General features: G+C 62.2%; 15 protein-coding genes and 1 tRNA gene. 8 read left to right on the top strand and 8 right to left on the bottom strand.

The genetic code is table 11. From position 1 onward, the window contains the following. Nucleotides 1-52 precede the first annotated feature (52 nt). A complete protein-coding gene (gene pstS, locus J2X35_RS13810) occupies nucleotides 53-1,111 on the bottom strand; it encodes a phosphate ABC transporter substrate-binding protein PstS (RefSeq protein WP_056112643.1) in 1,059 nt (352 codons plus the stop codon). 280 nt (nucleotides 1,112-1,391) lie between these two features. Beyond that, on the bottom strand, nucleotides 1,392-5,153 hold the full coding sequence (locus J2X35_RS13805) for a PAS domain-containing protein (RefSeq protein ID WP_310186340.1): 3,762 nt from the start codon (nucleotides 5,151-5,153) through the stop codon (nucleotides 1,392-1,394). A 186-nt stretch (nucleotides 5,154-5,339) separates the two neighbouring features. On the opposite strand from J2X35_RS13805, the gene J2X35_RS13800 reads away from it, so the two are divergent. Then, entirely contained in the window at nucleotides 5,340-5,684 is a 345-nt protein-coding gene (locus J2X35_RS13800) for a hypothetical protein (RefSeq protein ID WP_310186339.1), read from the top strand. 37 nt (nucleotides 5,685-5,721) lie between these two features. On the opposite strand, the gene J2X35_RS13795 is transcribed toward J2X35_RS13800, so the two are convergent. From J2X35_RS13795 to J2X35_RS13785, 3 genes are all read right to left on the bottom strand, one after another. After that, nucleotides 5,722-6,618, bottom strand: coding sequence for a DUF2865 domain-containing protein (locus J2X35_RS13795; protein WP_310186336.1), 897 nt, complete (start codon nucleotides 6,616-6,618; stop codon nucleotides 5,722-5,724). A gap of 347 nt (nucleotides 6,619-6,965) precedes the next feature. Next, nucleotides 6,966-7,040: transfer RNA gene (locus tag J2X35_RS13790), tRNA-Glu, on the bottom strand. 53 nt (nucleotides 7,041-7,093) lie between these two features. After that, the gene (locus tag J2X35_RS13785; RefSeq protein ID WP_310186334.1) at nucleotides 7,094-7,471 is read right to left on the bottom strand and encodes a fimbrial protein; all 378 of its coding nucleotides are present in this window, start codon (nucleotides 7,469-7,471) and stop codon (nucleotides 7,094-7,096) included. A 27-nt stretch (nucleotides 7,472-7,498) separates the two neighbouring features. Between J2X35_RS13785 and J2X35_RS13780 the strand changes: the two genes are divergently transcribed. Both J2X35_RS13780 and rpoH read left to right on the top strand, forming a co-directional pair. Further along, nucleotides 7,499-8,557, top strand: coding sequence for an RluA family pseudouridine synthase (locus J2X35_RS13780; RefSeq protein WP_310186332.1), 1,059 nt, complete (start codon nucleotides 7,499-7,501; stop codon nucleotides 8,555-8,557). Nucleotides 8,558-8,751: 194 nt separating this feature from the next. After that, nucleotides 8,752-9,663, top strand: a complete 912-nt coding sequence (gene rpoH, locus J2X35_RS13770; RefSeq protein ID WP_056112657.1) for an RNA polymerase sigma factor RpoH — start codon at nucleotides 8,752-8,754, stop codon at nucleotides 9,661-9,663. A 111-nt stretch (nucleotides 9,664-9,774) separates the two neighbouring features. Here the strand turns inward: rpoH and J2X35_RS13765 are convergent, their stop codons facing one another. From J2X35_RS13765 to J2X35_RS13755, 3 genes are all read right to left on the bottom strand, one after another. Beyond that, nucleotides 9,775-10,434 (bottom strand): peroxiredoxin, encoded by a 660-nt coding sequence (locus J2X35_RS13765; RefSeq protein WP_056112660.1) that lies wholly within the window; start codon nucleotides 10,432-10,434, stop codon nucleotides 9,775-9,777. 200 nt (nucleotides 10,435-10,634) lie between these two features. Next, nucleotides 10,635-11,000: a cell division protein ZapA gene (locus tag J2X35_RS13760; RefSeq protein ID WP_310186328.1), complete on the bottom strand. Its 366-nt coding sequence runs from the start codon at nucleotides 10,998-11,000 to the stop codon at nucleotides 10,635-10,637. Between the two features lie 3 nt (nucleotides 11,001-11,003). Next, entirely contained in the window at nucleotides 11,004-11,276 is a 273-nt protein-coding gene (locus J2X35_RS13755) for a DUF4164 domain-containing protein (RefSeq protein WP_040973690.1), read from the bottom strand. A gap of 270 nt (nucleotides 11,277-11,546) precedes the next feature. Between J2X35_RS13755 and tkt the strand changes: the two genes are divergently transcribed. The 5 genes from tkt to J2X35_RS13730 all read left to right on the top strand — a co-directional run bounded on the left by tkt (nucleotide 11,547) and on the right by J2X35_RS13730 (nucleotide 19,104). Further along, entirely contained in the window at nucleotides 11,547-13,535 is a 1,989-nt protein-coding gene (gene tkt, locus J2X35_RS13750) for a transketolase (RefSeq protein ID WP_310186232.1), read from the top strand. A 127-nt stretch (nucleotides 13,536-13,662) separates the two neighbouring features. Then, a complete protein-coding gene (gene gap, locus J2X35_RS13745; protein WP_056112669.1) occupies nucleotides 13,663-14,673 on the top strand; it encodes a type I glyceraldehyde-3-phosphate dehydrogenase in 1,011 nt (336 codons plus the stop codon). Between the two features lie 193 nt (nucleotides 14,674-14,866). After that, nucleotides 14,867-16,777 (top strand): potassium/proton antiporter, encoded by a 1,911-nt coding sequence (locus tag J2X35_RS13740; RefSeq protein ID WP_310186231.1) that lies wholly within the window; start codon nucleotides 14,867-14,869, stop codon nucleotides 16,775-16,777. Nucleotides 16,778-16,893: 116 nt separating this feature from the next. Then, complete coding sequence (locus J2X35_RS13735) at nucleotides 16,894-18,090, top strand: phosphoglycerate kinase (protein ID WP_310186228.1); 1,197 nt, start codon at nucleotides 16,894-16,896, stop codon at nucleotides 18,088-18,090. Nucleotides 18,091-18,201: 111 nt separating this feature from the next. Further along, a complete protein-coding gene (locus J2X35_RS13730) occupies nucleotides 18,202-19,104 on the top strand; it encodes a fructose bisphosphate aldolase (RefSeq protein WP_310186226.1) in 903 nt (300 codons plus the stop codon). Nucleotides 19,105-19,153: the final 49 nt, after the last annotated feature.

The raw sequence follows: 19,153 nt of genomic DNA, 5'->3' as shown, positions 1-19,153 counted from the left end.
ACTTTCGAAAGAATGGGGAGGGCGCGGTGCGCCCTCCCCGCCAGACGTGATGTCACATTGCCGAGTAAAGCGGCTTGCCGTCGCTGCCGACGATGTCCTTCGACCATGTCTCTTCGATGCTCTTCACGACATTGTCGGGCATCGGCACGTAGTCGAGGTCGGCCGCCACTTCGTCGCCCTTGCTGTAGGACCAGGAGAAGAACTTGAGGGCTTCACCGGTTGCAGCCGCATCATCCGGCTTCTTGTAGACCAGGATCCAGGTCGCGGCCGTCATCGGCCAGGACTCGGCGCCCGGCTGATTGGCGAGGATGACGCCGTAACCGGGCTGCGAGCTCCAGTCGGCATTGGCTGCCGCTGCCGAGAACGATGCAGCGGTCGGCTCAACCTTCTTGCCGTCCTTGTTCATCATGTCGGTGTAGGTCAGCTTGTTCTGCTTGGCGTAGGCGTATTCGACGTAGCCGATCGCACCGCTGGTCTGGGCAACGTTGTTGGCGACGCCTTCATTGCCCTTGGCGCCGATGCCCACCGGCCATTCGAGCGCGGTGTTGACGCCGACCTTGCTCTTCCAGTCGGCATTCACGTCGGCGAGATAGTAGGCGAAATTGAAGGTGGTGCCGGAACCGTCCGAACGGTGGACGACCGCGATCGCCTGATCGGGCAGCTTGGCGTCCGGGTTCAGCTTCTGGATCGCTGCGTCGTTCCAGTTCGTGATCTTGCCAAGGAAGATATCGCCGAGCGTCGCGCCGTCGAGCACGAGCTGGCCGGGGGTGATGCCTTCCAGGTTCACGACCGGCACGATGCCACCCATGACCATCGGGAACTGGGCGAGGCCCGTGGCTTCGAGGTCTTCGCCCTTCAGCGGCGCGTCGGTGGCGCCGAAGGTGACGGTCTTGGCCTTGATCTGCTTGATGCCGCCGCCGGAGCCGATCGACTGGTAGTTGAGACCGATGCCGGTCTCCTTCTTGTAGGTGTCGGCCCACTTCGCATAGATCGGATAGGGGAAGGTCGCGCCGGCGCCGGAGATGTCCGCGGCCATGGCCGCCGAAAGGGTGATGGTGGACGCCGCAGCCATTGCGATCGCAACGGCCGCAGAGCGGATGAAATGTCTCATTTGGCCTGCTCCTGTTCGGAATATGGTCTCTAGACGCCATGTTGTTTCAGCGTCACGGGAGGCCATAAACTCGGTTTATTACAGTCGCATGACAGTTTCGTGTCGGGTCGGTAACGCCGCACAGCCCATCGGCGGTGACATGGGCTGAAAGGGCACAAGCCGGTTGGCGATTTCTTTTTGAATCAAAGGTTTTACGGTCAAAGCGCGCCCGCTGCGGATTTGAAGCGGACGCCTTTGCATAAAATCCGGATCCGATCGGGCCGGACGGCGGGTGCTCGGCTCAGGCGGAACGCTGTCCCGCTTCCGTCGTCCCGATCCACAATTCCAGCTTCTCCAGCAACGCTTTCGGGCTGATCGGCTTGGAGAGGTAGTCGTCCATGCCGGCTTCCAGGCAACGATCGCGGTCGCCCTTGAGCGCATGCGCGGTGACGCCGACGATCGGCACCCGTGCGGCCGCGCCCTCGATCCGGCGGATCTCGGCGGTGGCCTCCATGCCGTTCATCTCCGGCATCGAAACATCCATCAGGATCATGCGTGGCTTCAGCTTGCCCCAGGCATCCAGCGCCTTGCGGCCATTGCCGACGATCTCGAAGCTGTAGCCCGTCTCGCCGAGTATCTGGGTGAAGACGAGCTGGTTCACCTCATTGTCCTCGGCAACGAGGATGTCTATGCCTGCACCCGGGTTCATCAGGGCGCTGGACCGCGGACGCATCGCCGGCGGCTGCAGCGACGTGCGCTTCGGATAAAGCGTCGAGGGCGCGAGCACAGGACTGCCCAAAGCCCCGACCTCCTGTTTCGAAGGCTCGTCCGGCTGCGCGTTCGGCATGCCGGCGGTGTGATGGCGCTGGATGGTCGCGACCAGGGTCTCCAGCAGAGCCGAGGAACGTGCCGGCTTGATGAGCTGCGCGTCGATCTGCAGGTCGCGGTAGTTCGAGCCGGCGAACTGATCGACAGAAGTCAGCATGATGATCGGCGTATCGGCGATGCCTTCGGTGCTGCGCACGATCTGCGCCATTTCAGCGCCGCTCATGCCCGGCATCTGATAATCGAGCACCACGCAATCGACCGATACCCCATAGGCGGCCGCGGCGATCAGCACCTTGAGACCCTCCGCGCCGCTCTCGGCGGCGCAGGAATCGAATTTCCACGACGTCATCTGTTCCGTCAGTATGGAGCGGTTGACGGCATTGTCGTCGACGATCAGCACCCGCGCGCCGGTCACGTCGATCGGCGTGATGCGCTGCATGCCCTGATTGTCGGCTCTCGGCAGGGTCATGGTGAACCAGAAGGTGGAACCCCGGCCTTCGGCGCTTTCCAGGCCGATCTCGCCGCCCATCAGGTCAACGAGGCGCGAGGTGATGGCGAGACCCAGCCCCGTGCCTTCATGACGGCGGGTGGAAGAGGTGTCCACCTGGCTGAATTTCTCGAAGACCAGCCTCAGCTTCTCCTCGGGAATGCCGATGCCCGTGTCGGTAACCGAGATTTTCAGCTTGGTGCCATCCGGCATCGTGGTGCCTTCGACATCGACGAGAACGTGGCCCTCGTCGGTGAACTTCACCGCATTGCCGAGCAGATTGGTGACGATCTGGCGGATGCGTCCGACATCGCCGACGAACAGGCCGTCGAGACCAGGTTCGATCCGAACGATCATCTCCAGGTCTTTTTCCTTCGCCCGTGTCGAGACCAGCGTGGCGACGTCTTCTATCGCCTCGGCCAGATTGAAGGGTGCGGGATCCAGCACCAGCTGGCCGGCATCGATCTTGGAGAAGTCGAGAATGTCGTTGATGATGGTCAAGAGCGCATTGCCGGACTTCACGATGATATCGGTGAAGGTTCGCTGTTTCGGGTCAAGCTCCGACTTCGCCAGGAGTTCGGCCATGCCGAGAACGCCGTTCATCGGCGTGCGTATCTCGTGGCTCATATTGGCCAGGAATTCCGACTTTGCCCGGTCGGCCAGAACAGCGCGCTGCAGCGCCTCCTGAAGCTCCGCCTCGCGCTGCTTCAGCAGCGTGATGTCCATCGTCGAACCGATGAGATAAAGCGATCCGTCGGAAGCGATCATTGCCCCCTTGCGCGCAAACTGGTGCCGGATGGTTCCATCCTGAGCCGTCACCGTCTCCTGGATTTCCTGGGTCTCGCCGGTGCGCAGCACGGCAAGGTCGCCTTCCACGAAAGCTTCGCCCTCGACGCCAAACATCTCGATATCGGTCTTGCCGATCGCGTCTTCCTTCGAGATGCCGGTCAGATCGCACCAGCCCTGGTTGACATAGAACTGCCGCAGGTCCGAGCGCTTGGCGTAGATCGATACCGGGACGTTGTCGATGAGGCTCCGGAACACCTCGTTTTCGCGCATGCTTTCCTGCAGCGCGCGCTCGCGTTCCTTGACATCGCTGATGTCGGCGCTCGATCCGATGAGGTGGACCGACCCGTCCTGCGCGACCAGCCGGCTCTTGCGGGTGACCAATTGATGGGTTTTTCCGTCGCGGCCGGAAACCGATTCCTCGATTTCCTGCACCAGACCGGTCTTTGTCACCTCGGCGTCGTGTTGTGCGTAGCGATCCGCATCGGCCGTCTTGAAAAGGTCATGATCGGTGCGTCCGACCGCCTCTTCCTTGGCGATGCCCGTCATGGCGGACCAGGCCTTGTTGACGAATTCGATCCTGCGTTCGGCCGTCTTGATGAAGGCCGCGACCGGCAGTTCATCCATGGCATGCCGGAACAGGTCGATCTGCCGCATGGAATTGTGCAGCGCCAGTTCGCGCGCCTTCAGTTCGGAGATATCGAACACGAAGCCCGCGACATAGTTGCGGCCGCTTTCCAGCTTGACCCGGTTCTTGCGCACAATGCGGGAACGTCCGATGCCGCCGAGCTCGAAATTCTCCTCGACCTCATAGGGATCGCCGGTATCGAGCACATGGTGCTCGCTTTCCTCGAACAGCTTTGCTTCGTGAGACGGCAGGAAGTGGCCGATCCGCCTGCCGAGCATCGACTGCGGATCGGCGGAATAGATCGACGCAAGCGCCTCGTTGACGAACACGAAGCGCAGCTCCTCGTCCTTGACGAAAATCGGGTCCTTGACGTTGTCCATCACCGCCGCGGCCAGACGCGACTTTTCAAGCGCTTCGGCGAGATCGGCCTCGCGCTGCTTCATCTCCGTGACGTCCACGTAGGACACAAGCCGTTTGCCGCCGGACAGAGACGTGACCGAAAAGATCATCGTGCAGCCGTCGGCGCGCTGGAATTCCCGCGGAGCGACATCGCCCGCCCGGATTTCTGTCAGCCGTGACGAGACATAATTTTCCCACTCGTCGTCGGCCACCGCGTAGATGCCATTGTGGCGGTTGGCGTCCATGATCTGGCGCAGCGAAACGCCGACATGCATCTGCTCGGGTGTCAGCTTCCAGATGTCGTAGAAGGCGCGGTTGATGATTTCCGTCTTGAGATCCGCATCCAGAATGAGGATGCCCATCTTCATGGCGTCGATGGTTCTTTCCAGATCGTAAAGCAGATGCCGTCCGCGCTCGACGGCGTCGAGCAACTCATCCTGCTGCTCGGGGCGGCCATCCCGCCTCAGCTCCATGACCGAATGGCTGAGTGCGGTGACGTTGCGGGCCAATCCGCGATATCCGAGAAAAGCGCCTTGCTCGTCAAAGCGCGGCAGACCGGTGATCGACACCCACCGGCATTGCGGATGGGCGTCCTTGATCTCGTAGACGAAATCCTTGAACGGTCGCCGCGCCTCGAGATCCTCGAGATGGGCGGCGGCGGCCTGACTGCCTTCCGAAACCCGCTTGAGAAAATCGAAGCGGAAACGGCCGATCACTGTTGCGGGATCGATGCCGGTTTCGCTCTGGTAGCTGTCCGAAAGCCAGGAAAACCGCAGTTCGGCGTCCGTTTCCCAAAGCCAGTCGCTGCCGGCTTCAAGCAGGTCCCAGGCCGATTCGGAAAGGGGTGAGCCCGACATGCGTCCGGCGACGGACGTCCCCTCGCCGGGGGACCCGCGCGACCCGCCTGTCCCGACACTGCCCTCTGTCTTTCTCATCCCTACCCGCCTAGAACGCCAGGCCCCTCCGCGGCCTTGGTTAACATCGGCGACAAGCATTAATTATCGACTAACCTTAATGAAGTTGCGCCGCCGCAATAGTCATGTCTGAAACGTCATCCGCGGCTTTACCAAGCCCGCAATCCGAATTGCCATGGGCACCGGCAGCGCGATACTATGGTCGGGATGGCGCACATACCGAAGCTTTTGTTCCTGATTGTTCTGGCGCTGGCCGCGAGCGGATGCTCGCGCAGCAGCGATGGCAGCGTGGTCATTCCCAAGCAGGTGGACATGAGGCGGATATGGGACCGCGAACCGCCGGTTCAACGCGTGCTACTGGGCCAGAACCCGGCTGTCTTCCCCGTCTCGCCGCAAGCCAGCCAGCCGCGCCGCGTCGTGGCCGTGGCGCCGCGCACACGCCGTGCGCCCGTCCGTACGACGCGGGCGAGGAACGAACCGGTTACGAGTTCACCGTTGAACTGCCGCAATGTCAGCGAACCCGGAAAACGGGTGCGGATGGTCTGCGACTAGCCAGATAACCGCTTTCGATAAGGAACGACGGCGGCTTTTATTCGTCCGGAAAGAACGCCGGGCCGACCACGCGGACCTGCCGTGTGGTGTCCAGCCTTTCTAAGGAAGCGTTCTGTGCTTCCCCTTGCGCTTCTTCACTGATCGCGCTCGTACGCTCGGCAATTTCCGGCCGGGAAGCCGGCAATGGAATGATGGCGTTCTTCATGTTCGTCGGCGTAACGGTCCGCGCCCGCAGCTCGGCGACGCGGTCATAGTAGCGCTTCAGATCGCATGCCCTGAAATTGGCGTCATCGCGATAGCGGAATGCCGCCGGAAGCTCCTTGTAGGGTCTGCGCTCCCCGACAGAGACCATCTCCTCGGTCTCCAGGCTGAGGTCGCTGAGCGAATACACGTCAACCGCTGCATCGTCGCAGATGTAGCGGCACTGATCGATGGTATCCTCGACGTCGTCCTGCTTGGCGAACTGCGATTTCGGCGCCGGAAAATAGTAGCCGTCGGACTGGCGCACGCAAAACAGCACAGCACCGCTGGCGACATAGCTTCCGCTCGGACGCTGTTCCTGTTTGATCGTTTCAGTCCGTTCGCGCCGCGCCGCGCCGTTGTCGCAGCCGAGCGATGCATATCGCGCCCTCAGCCTTGATGCGTCCCTCACCCCGGAAGCCTCGGCGATCTGCCGCTGCACGGTTGCCTGGCGGCTGGCGATGTCGCCACATGCGTCGAAGAAACCGCCGGAGCCGCCGCCGCTGCATCGGCGCTGGCGTTCCAACCCCTTCAGCGCGACAAGCTGGCGCCTGAGCGCCGCCACCTGCGCACTGTTGCCGCCGCTGCCGCTATTGCGCAGTTGGCTGGCAATGGCGGAGCAGGCATCCGCATAGGAAACCGTCACGCTGGCGGCAAGCGAACATAAAGCGAGAATGGTCGCGAAAACCAGCAAACGAACCGGGGCCGCAGCCCGCTTTGTTCCACAGGAAACCGCACAATTGCCTATGGTCTGTCCGCGCGCATGGCTTGCGCACCTGCCAGACGACTCCGCCGCCGAGGAAAACATGTTGCCGACCTTCAAACCTGAGACCGGGACTATACTTACGACGCCCGAAAAGTTCGAGTCTTCATTGGGCCCGATTCATTACAGGATTAAGAAGCCGTATGCGGCCCATGAACCAATGGCCGGCATCACACTGCGGTTTCCCGAAAACTCTGGGCATTTTATGATTAAGAACCGAGGCCGAAAAGCCGTTGGCGCGAAGGCGCTGATCGGTAGGTCGCTGGAAAAGGGAATTCTGGTACGCCCAAGGGGAATCGAACCCCTGTTCCCGCCGTGAGAGGGCGGTGTCCTGACCGCTAGACGATGGGCGCAGCCGAGACCGGCGATATAGTCTGGCGGTTTGCAAAAAGCAACAGCGGCCGAACTAGCGATTGCGAACGGCGAAGCGTCCGATCAGGCGCTTCTCGCCCATGTCGTAGACGAAGATCGAGCGGCTGCCGTCGGCGAGTTCCGCGTCGATGGATATGCGATTGCCGGAAAGAGACTGCGACACCACCCTGGAGCCCGGCGGCAGCACGATATCGCCTGTTGCCGGCTCTCCGGCCGGCGCCTGGATGTCGCCTGCGGCGGGGGCCGGCGGCGCGGCGGTGCGTGACTTGTAGACAAGCGCCGCGACCACCACCATAAGGGCGAGGAACAGAAGGCCGAGATTGATGGCCATGAAGCGCACCATCTTGCGGCGCACCTTCTCGACATTGGGGTCGAGCGGCTTGTCTTCTTCGTCGGTTTGAACACGCGCCATGGCGGAAATTTCCGGAATGGGTTTTCGATGATTGCACCTGATAGCGAAGGGCACCGGCAATTGATAGAGGACAGATCGGGCGCGGCAGGCCCGGTGACGCTCCAGGCCGGCGACGATGCCGAAGGCCAGCGGCTCGACCAGTGGCTGGCGGAAAAGCTTGCCCCCGGTATGTCGAGGACGCGGGTTCAAGCTCTCATCAGGCACGGCGCGGTGCATGTCGGCGGCAAGGTCGCAACCGAGCCCAAGCAGAAGCTGACGGCCGGCGCCGGGATTTCGATCGAACTTCCAGAGCCCGAACCGGCTGAACCGCAGGCCGAGGACATCCCGCTCGACATTCTCTATGAGGACAACGCACTCATCGTCATTCACAAGCCAGCCGGCCTGGTGGTGCATCCCGGCGCCGGCAACTGGACCGGCACGCTGGTCAATGCGCTGATCCATCATTGCGGCGACACGCTTTCCGGCATCGGTGGCGTGAAACGGCCCGGCATCGTCCACCGCCTCGACAAGGACACCAGCGGCGTCATGGTCGTGGCCAAGACCGACCGCGCCCACCGGGTGCTGTCAGACGCCTTCGCCGACCATGGCCGCACCGGGGATCTGAAGCGCGCCTACGTGGCGCTTGTCTGGGGCATCCCACAGCGCGTCACCGGTACGGTGGATGCGCATCTCGGCCGCGCCGCCGACCGTATCCGCCGCGCCGTGGTGCCGGAAGGCCGCGACGACGCCCGCCATGCCGTCACCCATTACACGGTTGAGGAGCGTTTCGGCGAAGGGCAGAAGGAGTTCGCCTCCGCCAGCCTGGTCGAATGCCGGCTGGAAACCGGCCGCACCCACCAGATCAGGGTGCACATGGCCCATATCGGTCATCCTCTGGTCGGCGACAGCGACTACGGCCAGGCGTTCAAAACCAAGGCCAACCGTCTGCCGGAGCCGCTGAAATCCGAGGTCCAGGCCTTTCGCCGGCAAGCTTTGCATGCCCGCCTGCTTGAATTCTCCCATCCCGATACCCACATGACGATGAGGTTCGAGGCGCCGATGCCGAAAGACATGGAGACTCTCGCCGGCGGCTTTCGCAAACTCTGAACCGGGATCCAACCACCAAAACCTGAGCCGTATTGTTCACTTTGGCGTGACACACTGTTTCGCATTGAACAAATGCTGTCTTTTCTGGTTTTGTTCCTGTATAAATCGATTAGCGAGGATGCGCCGTTTCGGCATCCGCGCCATATGCCCGCCGCGTTTTGGGGGCATCACTCTAAGAGAGGGAGGGCGCTATCATGGCCCAGTCACTACCCAGTATTGTTTCCGGCGAAGGCGGCCTCAGCCGCTACCTGGAAGAAATCCGCCGCTTTCCCATGCTGCAGCCGCAGGAAGAGTACATGCTCGCCAAGCGGTATAATGAGCATGAGGACACCGGCGCCGCCCACAAGCTCGTCACCAGCCACCTCCGGCTCGTCGCCAAGATCGCCATGGGCTATCGCGGCTACGGCCTGCCGATCGGCGAGGTGATCTCCGAGGGCAATGTCGGCCTCATGCAGGCCGTCAAGAAGTTCGAGCCGGAACGCGGTTTCCGGCTGGCCACCTATGCCATGTGGTGGATCAAGGCCTCGATCCAGGAATACATCCTGCGCTCGTGGAGCCTGGTCAAGATGGGCACGACCGCCAATCAGAAGCGCCTGTTCTTCAACCTGCGCAAGGTGAAGGGGAAGATTCAGGCGCTGGACGATGGCGACCTGAAGCCGGATCAGATCACCGAGATCGCCACTCGGCTGAATGTCTCCGAGGCGGAGGTGGTTTCGATGAACCGCCGCCTGTCGGGCGACGCCTCGCTCAACGCGCCGATCCGCGCGACGGAGGGCGAAAGCGGTGAATGGCAGGATTGGCTCGTCGATGACCATGAAAGCCAGGAAGACATGCTCATCGAGCAGGACGAACTGGAGAACCGGCGCGGCATGCTGTCGGGCGCCATGGCCGTCCTGAACGATCGCGAGCGCCGCATCTTTGAGGCCCGCCGTCTCGCCGAGGACCCGCTGACGCTGGAAGAACTGTCCAGCGAGTTCGACATCTCCCGCGAGCGTGTCCGCCAGATCGAGGTTCGCGCCTTCGAAAAGGTGCAGGATGCGGTCAAGGCCGCCGCCAAGCGGCAGGCACAGTCGCTGCGCACCATCGAGGCGCAGCCGGCCGCGTAAGCGGTTCGAAATCTGGCCAACAAAAAGCGGCGCTGAAATTCAGCGCCGCTTTTCTTTTGTCTCCAACCCTTCAGTGCTTACCCTAAAGGCTCCGGGGGTATCCGTCGCGGCTCAAGCAGCCGGCTGCTTGGTCTTGCGCAGATAAGGCAGCACGGTCTCATATGCCCCGAACCGCTTGATCGCATCCTCGTTGGACACCGCGCCGGTGATGATGACGTCGTCGCCCTGTTTCCAGTTTGCCGGCGTCGCCACCTGATGCTTGGCGGTCAGTTGCATGGAATCGACCGCCCGAAGAATCTCGTCGAAGTTGCGGCCCGTGGTCATCGGATAGGTCAGCACCAGCTTGATCTTCTTGTCAGGGCCGATGACATAGACCGAACGCACCGTGGCGTTGTCGGCAGGGGTGCGCCCCTCGGAACTGTCGCCGGCGCCAGCCGGCAGCATATCGTAAAGCTTGGCGACCTTGAGGTCCTTGTCGCCGATCAACGGGTAATTCACCGTATGGCTGGTCGCCGTCTTGATGTCGTCCGCCCACTTGCCGTGGCTTTCGACCGGATCGACCGAGATGCCGACGATCTTGACATTGCGCTTTTTGAACTCGCCTTCGAGCCCCGCCATGGTGCCGAGTTCGGTGGTGCAGACAGGCGTGAAGTTCTTCGGATGGCTGAAGAGAATGGCCCAGCCGTCACCGATCCAGTCGTGGAAATGGATCGGCCCCTGGGTGGTTTCGGCGGTAAAATCCGGCGCGATGTCGTTGATGCGAAGGCTCATGACGGTCCTGCCCTATCTCATTGTTATGGATTAGCTGCCGACGAAAGCGGCAATTGCTTCCGGTACCATTCTATCTTTTCTCAAAAACATGCCGGAAGGAAGAACGTACTGGCAGAAACGCATCTGCGGACAAGAAAATCCGGATATCGGTTCAAACGGGGAATCGTTTGCCCTTGTGCCCGACGACGACCGGCGAGCGCCTAGGCTTTCTTGATCGTCAGCGCCCCCGCCAGATCTTCCATGCGCTGCGCCAACGCGCCAAGCGCTCCGGTCAGGGCGGAATCGTTCTTGTCGGCCTTGATCAGTGCATCGTCGCGCGTCTTGCGCAGCGTCTGCACTTCGCTCTCCATACCCATGATGCGCTTTTGCAGTTCTGAAAGCTCGTCCATGACCATGATGCCAGCCATGACCGTCAACCGCTGGTCGCCGATTTCGCCGAACGATTCCTTGAGATGCGAGACGTAACGGTCGAAGCGCTCGGCCAGGTCGATAAGATGCTCTTCCTGGCCTTCGTCGCAGGCCATCCGGTATTGCTTGCCATCGATCGAAACCGTTACCTGCGCCATGGCTTACCTATCAAGCACCGCGCGGATGGTTTCCATCGCGGTCACCAGCCGTCGCGAAACTTCCTTGTTGGCATCTTCGAGCCGCTCGGCCCGGGCTTCCGAATTGTCGAGTTCCTGCGCCAGCCGCGAACGGTCGGCATTCATGCGCTGAACCTCTGCCTCGGCTTCGGAATAGTCGCGTTCATGCTCGAGACGAGCCGCGACGGCGTTCTCGAGACCCTCCATCGCCTTACCGAGTCTGGCGATCACTTCCTTGAGCGTAGTTTCGCCGGTCATGGCCTTCGTCCCGTGATTGCCCATCACCGAATCGTGCGCGTTCAGAACGCCTTATTCATGAAACATTAGGCGCCGGGTGAAGCATGCGTCAACAAGCTCTCGCGGCTGTCCCCTGCTAACGGCGGAAAGCCAGCCAAATATGGCGGCGAACGACGCCAAAGATGGACTAAATCGATTTAGAGTTTGTTGACTAAAATGGCTGGCCTGATATGTGTCGCGCAGCCTGGAAAGCGCGCAAACTCCCTGAAATAAGTTGGCGTTGGAGGAACGATGTCTACGCGAGAACAACACGACCGGATGGCCAATGCGATCCGTTTCCTGTCCATGGATGCCGTCGAAAAGGCCAATTCCGGCCATCCCGGCCTGCCTATGGGCTGCGCCGACATCGCAACGGTGCTGTTCACGCGCTTCCTGAAATTCGACGCCAAGGCGCCCCACTGGGCCGATCGCGACCGCTTCATCCTGTCGGCCGGCCACGGTTCGATTCTGCTCTACTCGCTGCTCTATCTGACGGGCTACGAGGACATGACGATCGACCAGCTGAAGAATTTCCGCCAGCTCGGATCGAAGACGGCGGGCCATCCCGAATACGGCCATGCCGCAGGCATCGAGACCACCACCGGCCCGCTCGGCCAGGGCCTCGCCAACTCGGTCGGCTTCGCGCTCGGCGAGCGGATCATGAACGCCGCCTTCGGTAACGACCTGGTTGATCATTACACCTATGTCCTTGCCGGCGACGGCTGCCTGATGGAAGGCATCAGCCAGGAGGCCATTTCCCTGGCCGGACACTTGAAGCTCAACAAGCTCATCGTCTTCTGGGACAATAACGACATCTCCATCGACGGACCGGTCTCGCTGGCCGATTCCACCGATCAGGTTGCCCGCTTCCAGGCTTCCGGCTGGAATGCCATGCATGTCGACGGCCACGACCCCGAGGCCATTGCCTACGCCATCGAGGCCGCCCGCCATTCCGACAAGCCGACGCTTCTCGCCTGCAAGACCACCATCGGTTTCGGCGCGCCGACCAAGGCCGGCACCAACAAGGCGCACGGCTCGCCCCTCGGCGCGGAAGAGATCGCCGGCGCCCGCAAATTCTTCAACTGGGAGCTGCCGCCGTTCGAAGTGCCGAAAGACGTCCTGGATGCCTGGCGCGCCGCCGGCAAGGCCGGGGCGAAAACCCGCACCGAATGGGAAGGCCGCCTCGGCAAATCCGACAAGAAAGCCGAGTTCGAGCGCCGGATGGACGGCAAACTGCCGAAGGGCTTCGACGACATGATCGTCGACTACAAGAAGAAGCTCAGCGCCGACAAGCCGAAGGTGGCGACGCGGAAATCCTCCGAAATGGCGCTGGAGGCCATCAATGGCTTCGTCCCGGAGACGATCGGCGGCTCGGCCGATCTGACCGGCTCCAACAACACCAAGACCAGTCAGACCAAGAACATCACGCCCACGGACTATGGCCAGCGCTATATCCACTACGGCATCCGCGAACACGGCATGGCGGCCGCCATCAACGGCCTGACCCTGCATGGCGGTCTCATCGCCTATGGCGGCACTTTCCTGTGCTTTTCGGACTATGCCCGTCCGGCAATGCGCCTTGCCTCACTGATGGGGATCCGCTCGATTTTCGTCATGACGCACGATTCCATCGGTCTCGGCGAGGACGGCCCTACACACCAGCCGGTCGAGCATCTGGCTGCCCTGCGCGCCATTCCCAACCACAATGTCTTCCGCCCGGCCGATGCCGTGGAAGCGGCGGAATGCTGGCAGATCGCGCTTGAAAGCGAGAAGACCCCTTCCACCCTGGCGCTGACCCGCCAGAACCTGCCTACGGTTCGCACCGAGCATGTCGCGCAGAACCTGAGCGCCAAGGGAGCCTATGAACTCGCCGCCGCCGAGGGCGGCGATGCCGCGGTGACCATCTTCGCCACAGGTTCCGAGGTCGAGATCGCGCTCGATGCGCGAAAGCTCCTGCAGGGGCACGGTCACCCGACCCGTGTTGTCTCCATTCCCTGCATGGAACTGTTCGATCAGCAGGGCGACGCCTACCGCAAGAAGACGTTGGGGGCCGCCAAAATCAATGTCGCCATCGAAGCTGGCATCCGCGAAGGCTGGGACCACATTATCGGCATTGACGGCATCTTCATCGGCATGAAGGGTTTCGGTGCTTCGGGCTCAATCGAACAGCTTTATCCGCATTTCGGCATCACCGCCGAAGCGGCCGCCAAGGCGGCGGAAGCCCGGTTGCATGCCAAATAGCCTTGCCTGAAAAGCAGTTTCCGCCGGGCCAGCGCTGCTGTTTCGGCGGCCGGGCGGCTGGATTGTTTGCCGGTCTACCGCTATGAAGTCTCAAAATTGAAACCCATCCGCTCCCAGGGAGAGAAACATGCCTGTCAGAGTTGCCATCAACGGGTTTGGCCGTATCGGCCGGAACGTCCTGCGCGCCATCCATGAGTCCGGCCGCAAGGACATCGACGTCGTTGCCGTCAACGATCTTGGCCCGGTCGAAACCAATGCGCACCTGCTGCGCTATGACAGCGTGCATGGCCGCTTCCCGCATGAAGTCACTGTCCAGGGCGACCAGATTTCCGTCGGGTCGGAAAAATTCAAGGTCACTGCGATCAAGGATCCGTCGCAACTGCCGTGGAAGGAACTGGGCATCGACATTGCCCTCGAATGCACCGGCATCTTCACCTCGAAGGACAAGGCCTCCGCTCACCTGACCGCAGGCGCCAAGCGCGTGCTGGTTTCGGCCCCCGCCGACGGCGCCGACCTGACGGTCGTCTACGGCGTCAACCACGACAAACTGTCGAAAGACCACATCGTCGTCTCGAACGCTTCCTGCACCACCAACTGCCTGGCTCCGGTCGCCATGGTGCTGAACAACGCATTCGGCATCGAGAAGGGCTTCATGACAACCGTGCATGCCTATACCGGCGACCAGCCGACGCTGGACACCATGCACAAGGATCTCTATCGCGGCCGCGCCGCGGCCATGTCGATGATCCCGACGTCGACGGGCGCCGCCAAGGCTGTCGGCCTTGTCCTTCCCGAACTGCAGGGGAAACTCGACGGCGTGTCGATTCGCGTGCCGACGCCGAACGTCTCGGTCATCGACTTCAAGTTCGTTTCCAGGAAACCGACCACCGTCGAAGAGGTCAACAAGGTGCTGATGGCCGCCGCCGACGGCCCGCTCAAGAACATCCTCGCCTACACCGACGAGCCGCTCGTCTCGATCGACCTCAACCACAACCCGGCGTCTTCGACCTTTGCGCTCGACCAGACCAAGGTGATCGACGGCAATCTGGTCCGCGTCATGTCGTGGTACGACAATGAATGGGGCTTCTCCAACCGCATGAGCGATACGGCCGTCGCCTTCGGCAAGACGATTTCCTGACGTTCGCTTTCTCTTGATATTTTGAACGCCCGGTCTCTGGCCGGGCGTTTTCATTTTGCGGTGGTCCAACCTGCATTCGAAGAAAAACATCGGGCAGGACCAAAAAATCTCGGTCTTGCCTTGCACTGGCCATGCCTTCGCCCCACTCTGCGATGAAGCCATATTTTCAAGGACTTGAGGGGGTGCTTTCCGCATGGAGCATGCGATCTATCTGATAACGCTGGTCGGCACCGGTCTGGTGGTCGCCGCAGCGTTTTCGAGCCTGATCGCCTTCCGTTTCGGTGCCCCCTTGCTGCTTCTGTTCCTTTGCATCGGCCTCGCCACCGGCGCCGATGGCCTTGGCATTCAGTTCGACAACGCTCGCGTCGCCTACTTCGCCGGATCGCTGGCGCTTGCCGTCATCCTGTTCGATTCCGGCTTCGGCACGCCGTTGAAAGTGCTGCGGCAGGCGGCGGGACCGGCGCTCTCTCTGGCAACGCTCGGCGTCGTGCTGACGACCGGTCTGTTCGGCGCCGGCGCGTTCTATCTGCTCGACCTGTCCTGGCTGGAGTCCTTCCTGCTGGGCGCCGCCGTCGCTTCCACCGACGCGGCCGCCGTCTTCTTCCTTCTGCGGGCCGGCGAAATCAATCTGCGGGAGCGCGTGCGCGCCACGCTCGAGGTCGAGTCCGGCACAAACGATCCTATCGCAATCTTCCTCACCATTACCCTGGTGGAAATTATCGCCGCCGGCGCAAACCCGGAAGCCAAGGTGCTGGTCACTGACCTTATCCTTGGCTTTGTCCTGAACATGGGTCTTGGCGCTGCGGTCGGCGTGATCGGCGGCATGCTCATTGTCCGCTTCGTCGAGCGGCTGAACCTCGATCACGGCCTGCTGCCGATCTTCGTTCTCACCCTGTCGCTCATGGTGTTCGCCGCTGCCGGCACGATCGGCGGGTCAGGCTTTCTGGCCGTTTATCTGGCGGGCCTTGTCGCCGGCAATTCGGACATCCGCGCCGTCACCATCATCAAGCGGTTCCAGGACGGCATGTCATGGCTGGCGCAGATCATCATGTTCCTGATCCTCGGCCTGTTCGCGACTCCATCGCAGTTCCCGGCCATACTCGTGCCGGCAATCCTGCTCGGCCTGTTCCTGATGTTCGTCGCCCGTCCGCTCGCGGTCTGGCTCTGCCTGCTGCCCTTTCGCTTGCCGAGACCGGAGGTTGCCTTCATCTCGTGGGTCGGCCTGCGCGGCGCCGTCTCCATCCTGCTTGCCATCACCCCGCTCCTGAGCGGTCTTGAACATGGTCGCCTGATCTTCAACACCGCCTTCATCATCGTGCTGGTCTCGCTCGTCGTTCAGGGCTGGACCGTCGGCCCGTTGGCGCGCCGCCTCGGCCTGATCGTACCGGCGCGCATCGGCCCGCTCGACAAGGTCGAGCTGGAACTGCCCGGTTCCGCCCACCACGAACTGCTTGCCTACCGCGTCGTTCCCGGCAGCCCGGTGGCCCGTGGCGAACGCATCCCGCGCTGGGCGCGTCCGTCGCTCGTCGTGCGCGAAGGTCGCTCCATGCGTTTCCAGGACATGGGCCGGCTGGCAGCCGGCGACCACGTCTACATCTTCGTCCCCGACCGTTATCCCCGCCTCCTGGACAGGTTGTTCGCCAGCCGCGCTGTGGTCGATCCGGAAGACGCCGAGTTCTTCGGCGCCTTTGCCGTCGATCCCAACCGCTCCGGTGAGGAGCTCGAGGCCGCCTATGGCCCGGGCCTGACCCTTGAGGAGCAAAAGCTCACCGTTGCCGAACTCGTCACGCAGCGGTTGGGCGGCAAGGCCGAATATGCCGATCGGACCTCCATCGGGCCGATCGAATTGATCGTACGCGACGTCGACGAGAAGGGACGCATCACCGGCCTCGGCCTCTCCTTCGAACCCACGGCGCCGGTTGCCCGCGTGCCTGTCTTCCTCAGCGCCGGCGAAATGAAGGACCGTTTCGTTGCCCTGTTGCGCAACTGGCGCGGCGCTCCCAGGGACGTCAAGGTTGAGACCGAGCCGTCGGAACTGGCGACCGCGACCGCGGAAGGACCGCAATTGCCCGTCAAAGCCGAAAAACGCCCGGGCGAATCCTGACGTACCGACGGTGCGGCGTTCTGCGTGGTTTTTCGTCTCATGGCCCCCCAGCGGAGCTTGCATCGCCCGTGGCGGATAGTAAGGTCCGCCCGGATTTCCGCAGGAGCGAACGATACATGGCCGACTTCAAGACACTCGACGACATTGGCGACGTGGGAGGCAAGCGCGTTCTGGTGCGCGTCGATCTCAACGTTCCGGTCGCCGACGGCAAGGTCGGCGACACCACCCGCATCGAACGCATCATCCCGACGCTTGAAGAATTGTCGAAGAAGGGCGCCAAGGTCATCCTGCTCGCCCATTTCGGTCGGCCAAAAGGCGGTCCCGCGGCGGAATTCTCGCTCGATCCCATCGCCGCCGCTATCGAGGCGATCCTCGGCAAGCCCGTCGCCTTCGCCGCCTCCTGCATCGGCGAGGAAGCCTCGAAGGCCGTCGCCGCCATGAAGGATGGCGATATCCTGCTTCTGGAGAATACGCGCTTTCACAAGGGCGAGGAGAAGAACGACCCCGCCTTTACAGAGCAGTTGGCCGCCAACGGCGACATCTACGTCAATGACGCGTTTTCGACCGCGCATCGCGCGCATGCCTCGACCGAGGGACTGGCGAGGCAACTGCCCGCCTACGCCGGACGGACGATGGAAGCTGAACTGAAAGCGCTCGAAAAAGGCCTCGGCAAGCCGGCCAAGCCAGTCATCGCCATTGTCGGCGGCGCCAAGGTTTCGACCAAGATCGATCTCCTGATGAACCTGGTGAAGAAGGTCGATGCGCTGGTGATCGGCGGCGGCATGGCCAACACCTTCCTCGCCGCGCAAGGCGCCAATGTCGGCAAGTCGCTTTGCGAGCACGATCTGGCGGATACAGCCAGGCAGATCATGACCGAAGCCGCGCAAGCCGGCTGCGCTATCGTGCTGCCGTCTGACGGCGTCATCGCCCGCGAGTTCAAGGCTGGCGCTACCTCCGAGACCGTCGCCATCGACAAGGTGCCGGCAGACGCGATGATCCTCGATGTCGGCGAAAAGACCGTCGCGTCCGTCAATGAGTGGATCGACCGCGCCGCGACGCTGGTCTGGAACGGCCCTCTGGGCGCGTTCGAGATCGAGCCGTTCGACGCCGCCACGGTTTCCGCAGCAAAGCATGCGGCAGCGCGCACCAGGGCAGGCAAGCTCGTTTCCGTCGCTGGCGGCGGCGATACCGTCGCGGCGCTGAATCATGCGGGCGTCGCTGACGATTTCACCTATGTTTCGACCGCCGGCGGCGCCTTTCTCGAATGGATGGAAGGCAAGCCGCTGCCGGGCGTCGAAGTGCTGAAGGCTTGACGGCCGTCACGAACGCTGCCAGTGCGCCGCTACCATCCACGGCGGTGTCGTGGCGTTGAAGCGCCGCTTCAGCTATTGAATTTTTAGAAATCGTCGATGTGGGAGAATGAGATGAACAAGGACATGGCCGCACAGGCCGCAAGCAAGGACGGCTTCATTGCAGCCCTCGACCAGTCGGGCGGCTCGACGCCGAAGGCGCTCAAGCTTTACGGCATCGACGAAAGCGCCTGGTCGAACGAGGCGGGAATGTTCGACCTCGTCCATCAGATGCGCACGCGGATCATCAAGTCGCCTGCCTTCACCGGCGACAAGGTCATGGGCGCCATCCTGTTCGAGCAGACCATGGACCGTGACATCGACGGTGTGCCGACTGCGCAGTATCTCTGGGAAAAGCGCCATGTCGTGCCGTTCCTGAAGGTCGATAAGGGGTTGGCGGACGAGAAGGACGGCGTCAAGCTGATGAAGCCGATGCCGGACCTCGACACGCTGCTGAAGCGCGCCGTCGCCAAGGGAATATTCGGTACCAAGATGCGCTCGGTGATCGATGCGGCAAACCCGAAAGGCATCGCCGCCGTCGTCGCCCAGCAGTTCGAGATCGGCAGGCAGATCCTGGGGCATGGCCTCGTCCCGATCATCGAACCCGAAGTGACGATTTCCATCCCGGACAAGGCGGAAGCCGAGGACATTCTGCTGGCCGAGATCAGGAAGCATCTCGATGAGGTGCCCGCCGGCAAGCAGATCATGTTGAAGCTGACCCTGCCGAACAAAGCCAATCTCTATAAGCCGCTGATCGACGATCCCCGCGTCATGCGCGTGGTCGCGCTCTCCGGCGGCTACTCCCGCGACGACGCCAATGCAAAGCTGAAACAGAATGTCGGCATGATCGCCAGCTTCTCGCGCGCCTTGACCGAAGGCCTGTCGGCCGGCCAGAGCGACGAGCAGTTCAACGCTGCGCTGGGCGCGGCGATCGACAGCATTTTCCAGGCCTCCCGCGCCGGCGGCAAGACAGCCTGACCGCGACACCTTGCGTGATCTGATCAAGCCCGGGCCTCGCGCCCGGGTT

It is taken from the genome of Mesorhizobium sp. BE184 (genome assembly GCF_031457045.1).
Classification (GTDB): domain Bacteria; phylum Pseudomonadota; class Alphaproteobacteria; order Rhizobiales; family Rhizobiaceae; genus Mesorhizobium.
The sequence above is the reverse complement of the archived record's forward strand: the minus strand, read 5'-3'. Positions and strand labels throughout refer to the sequence as shown.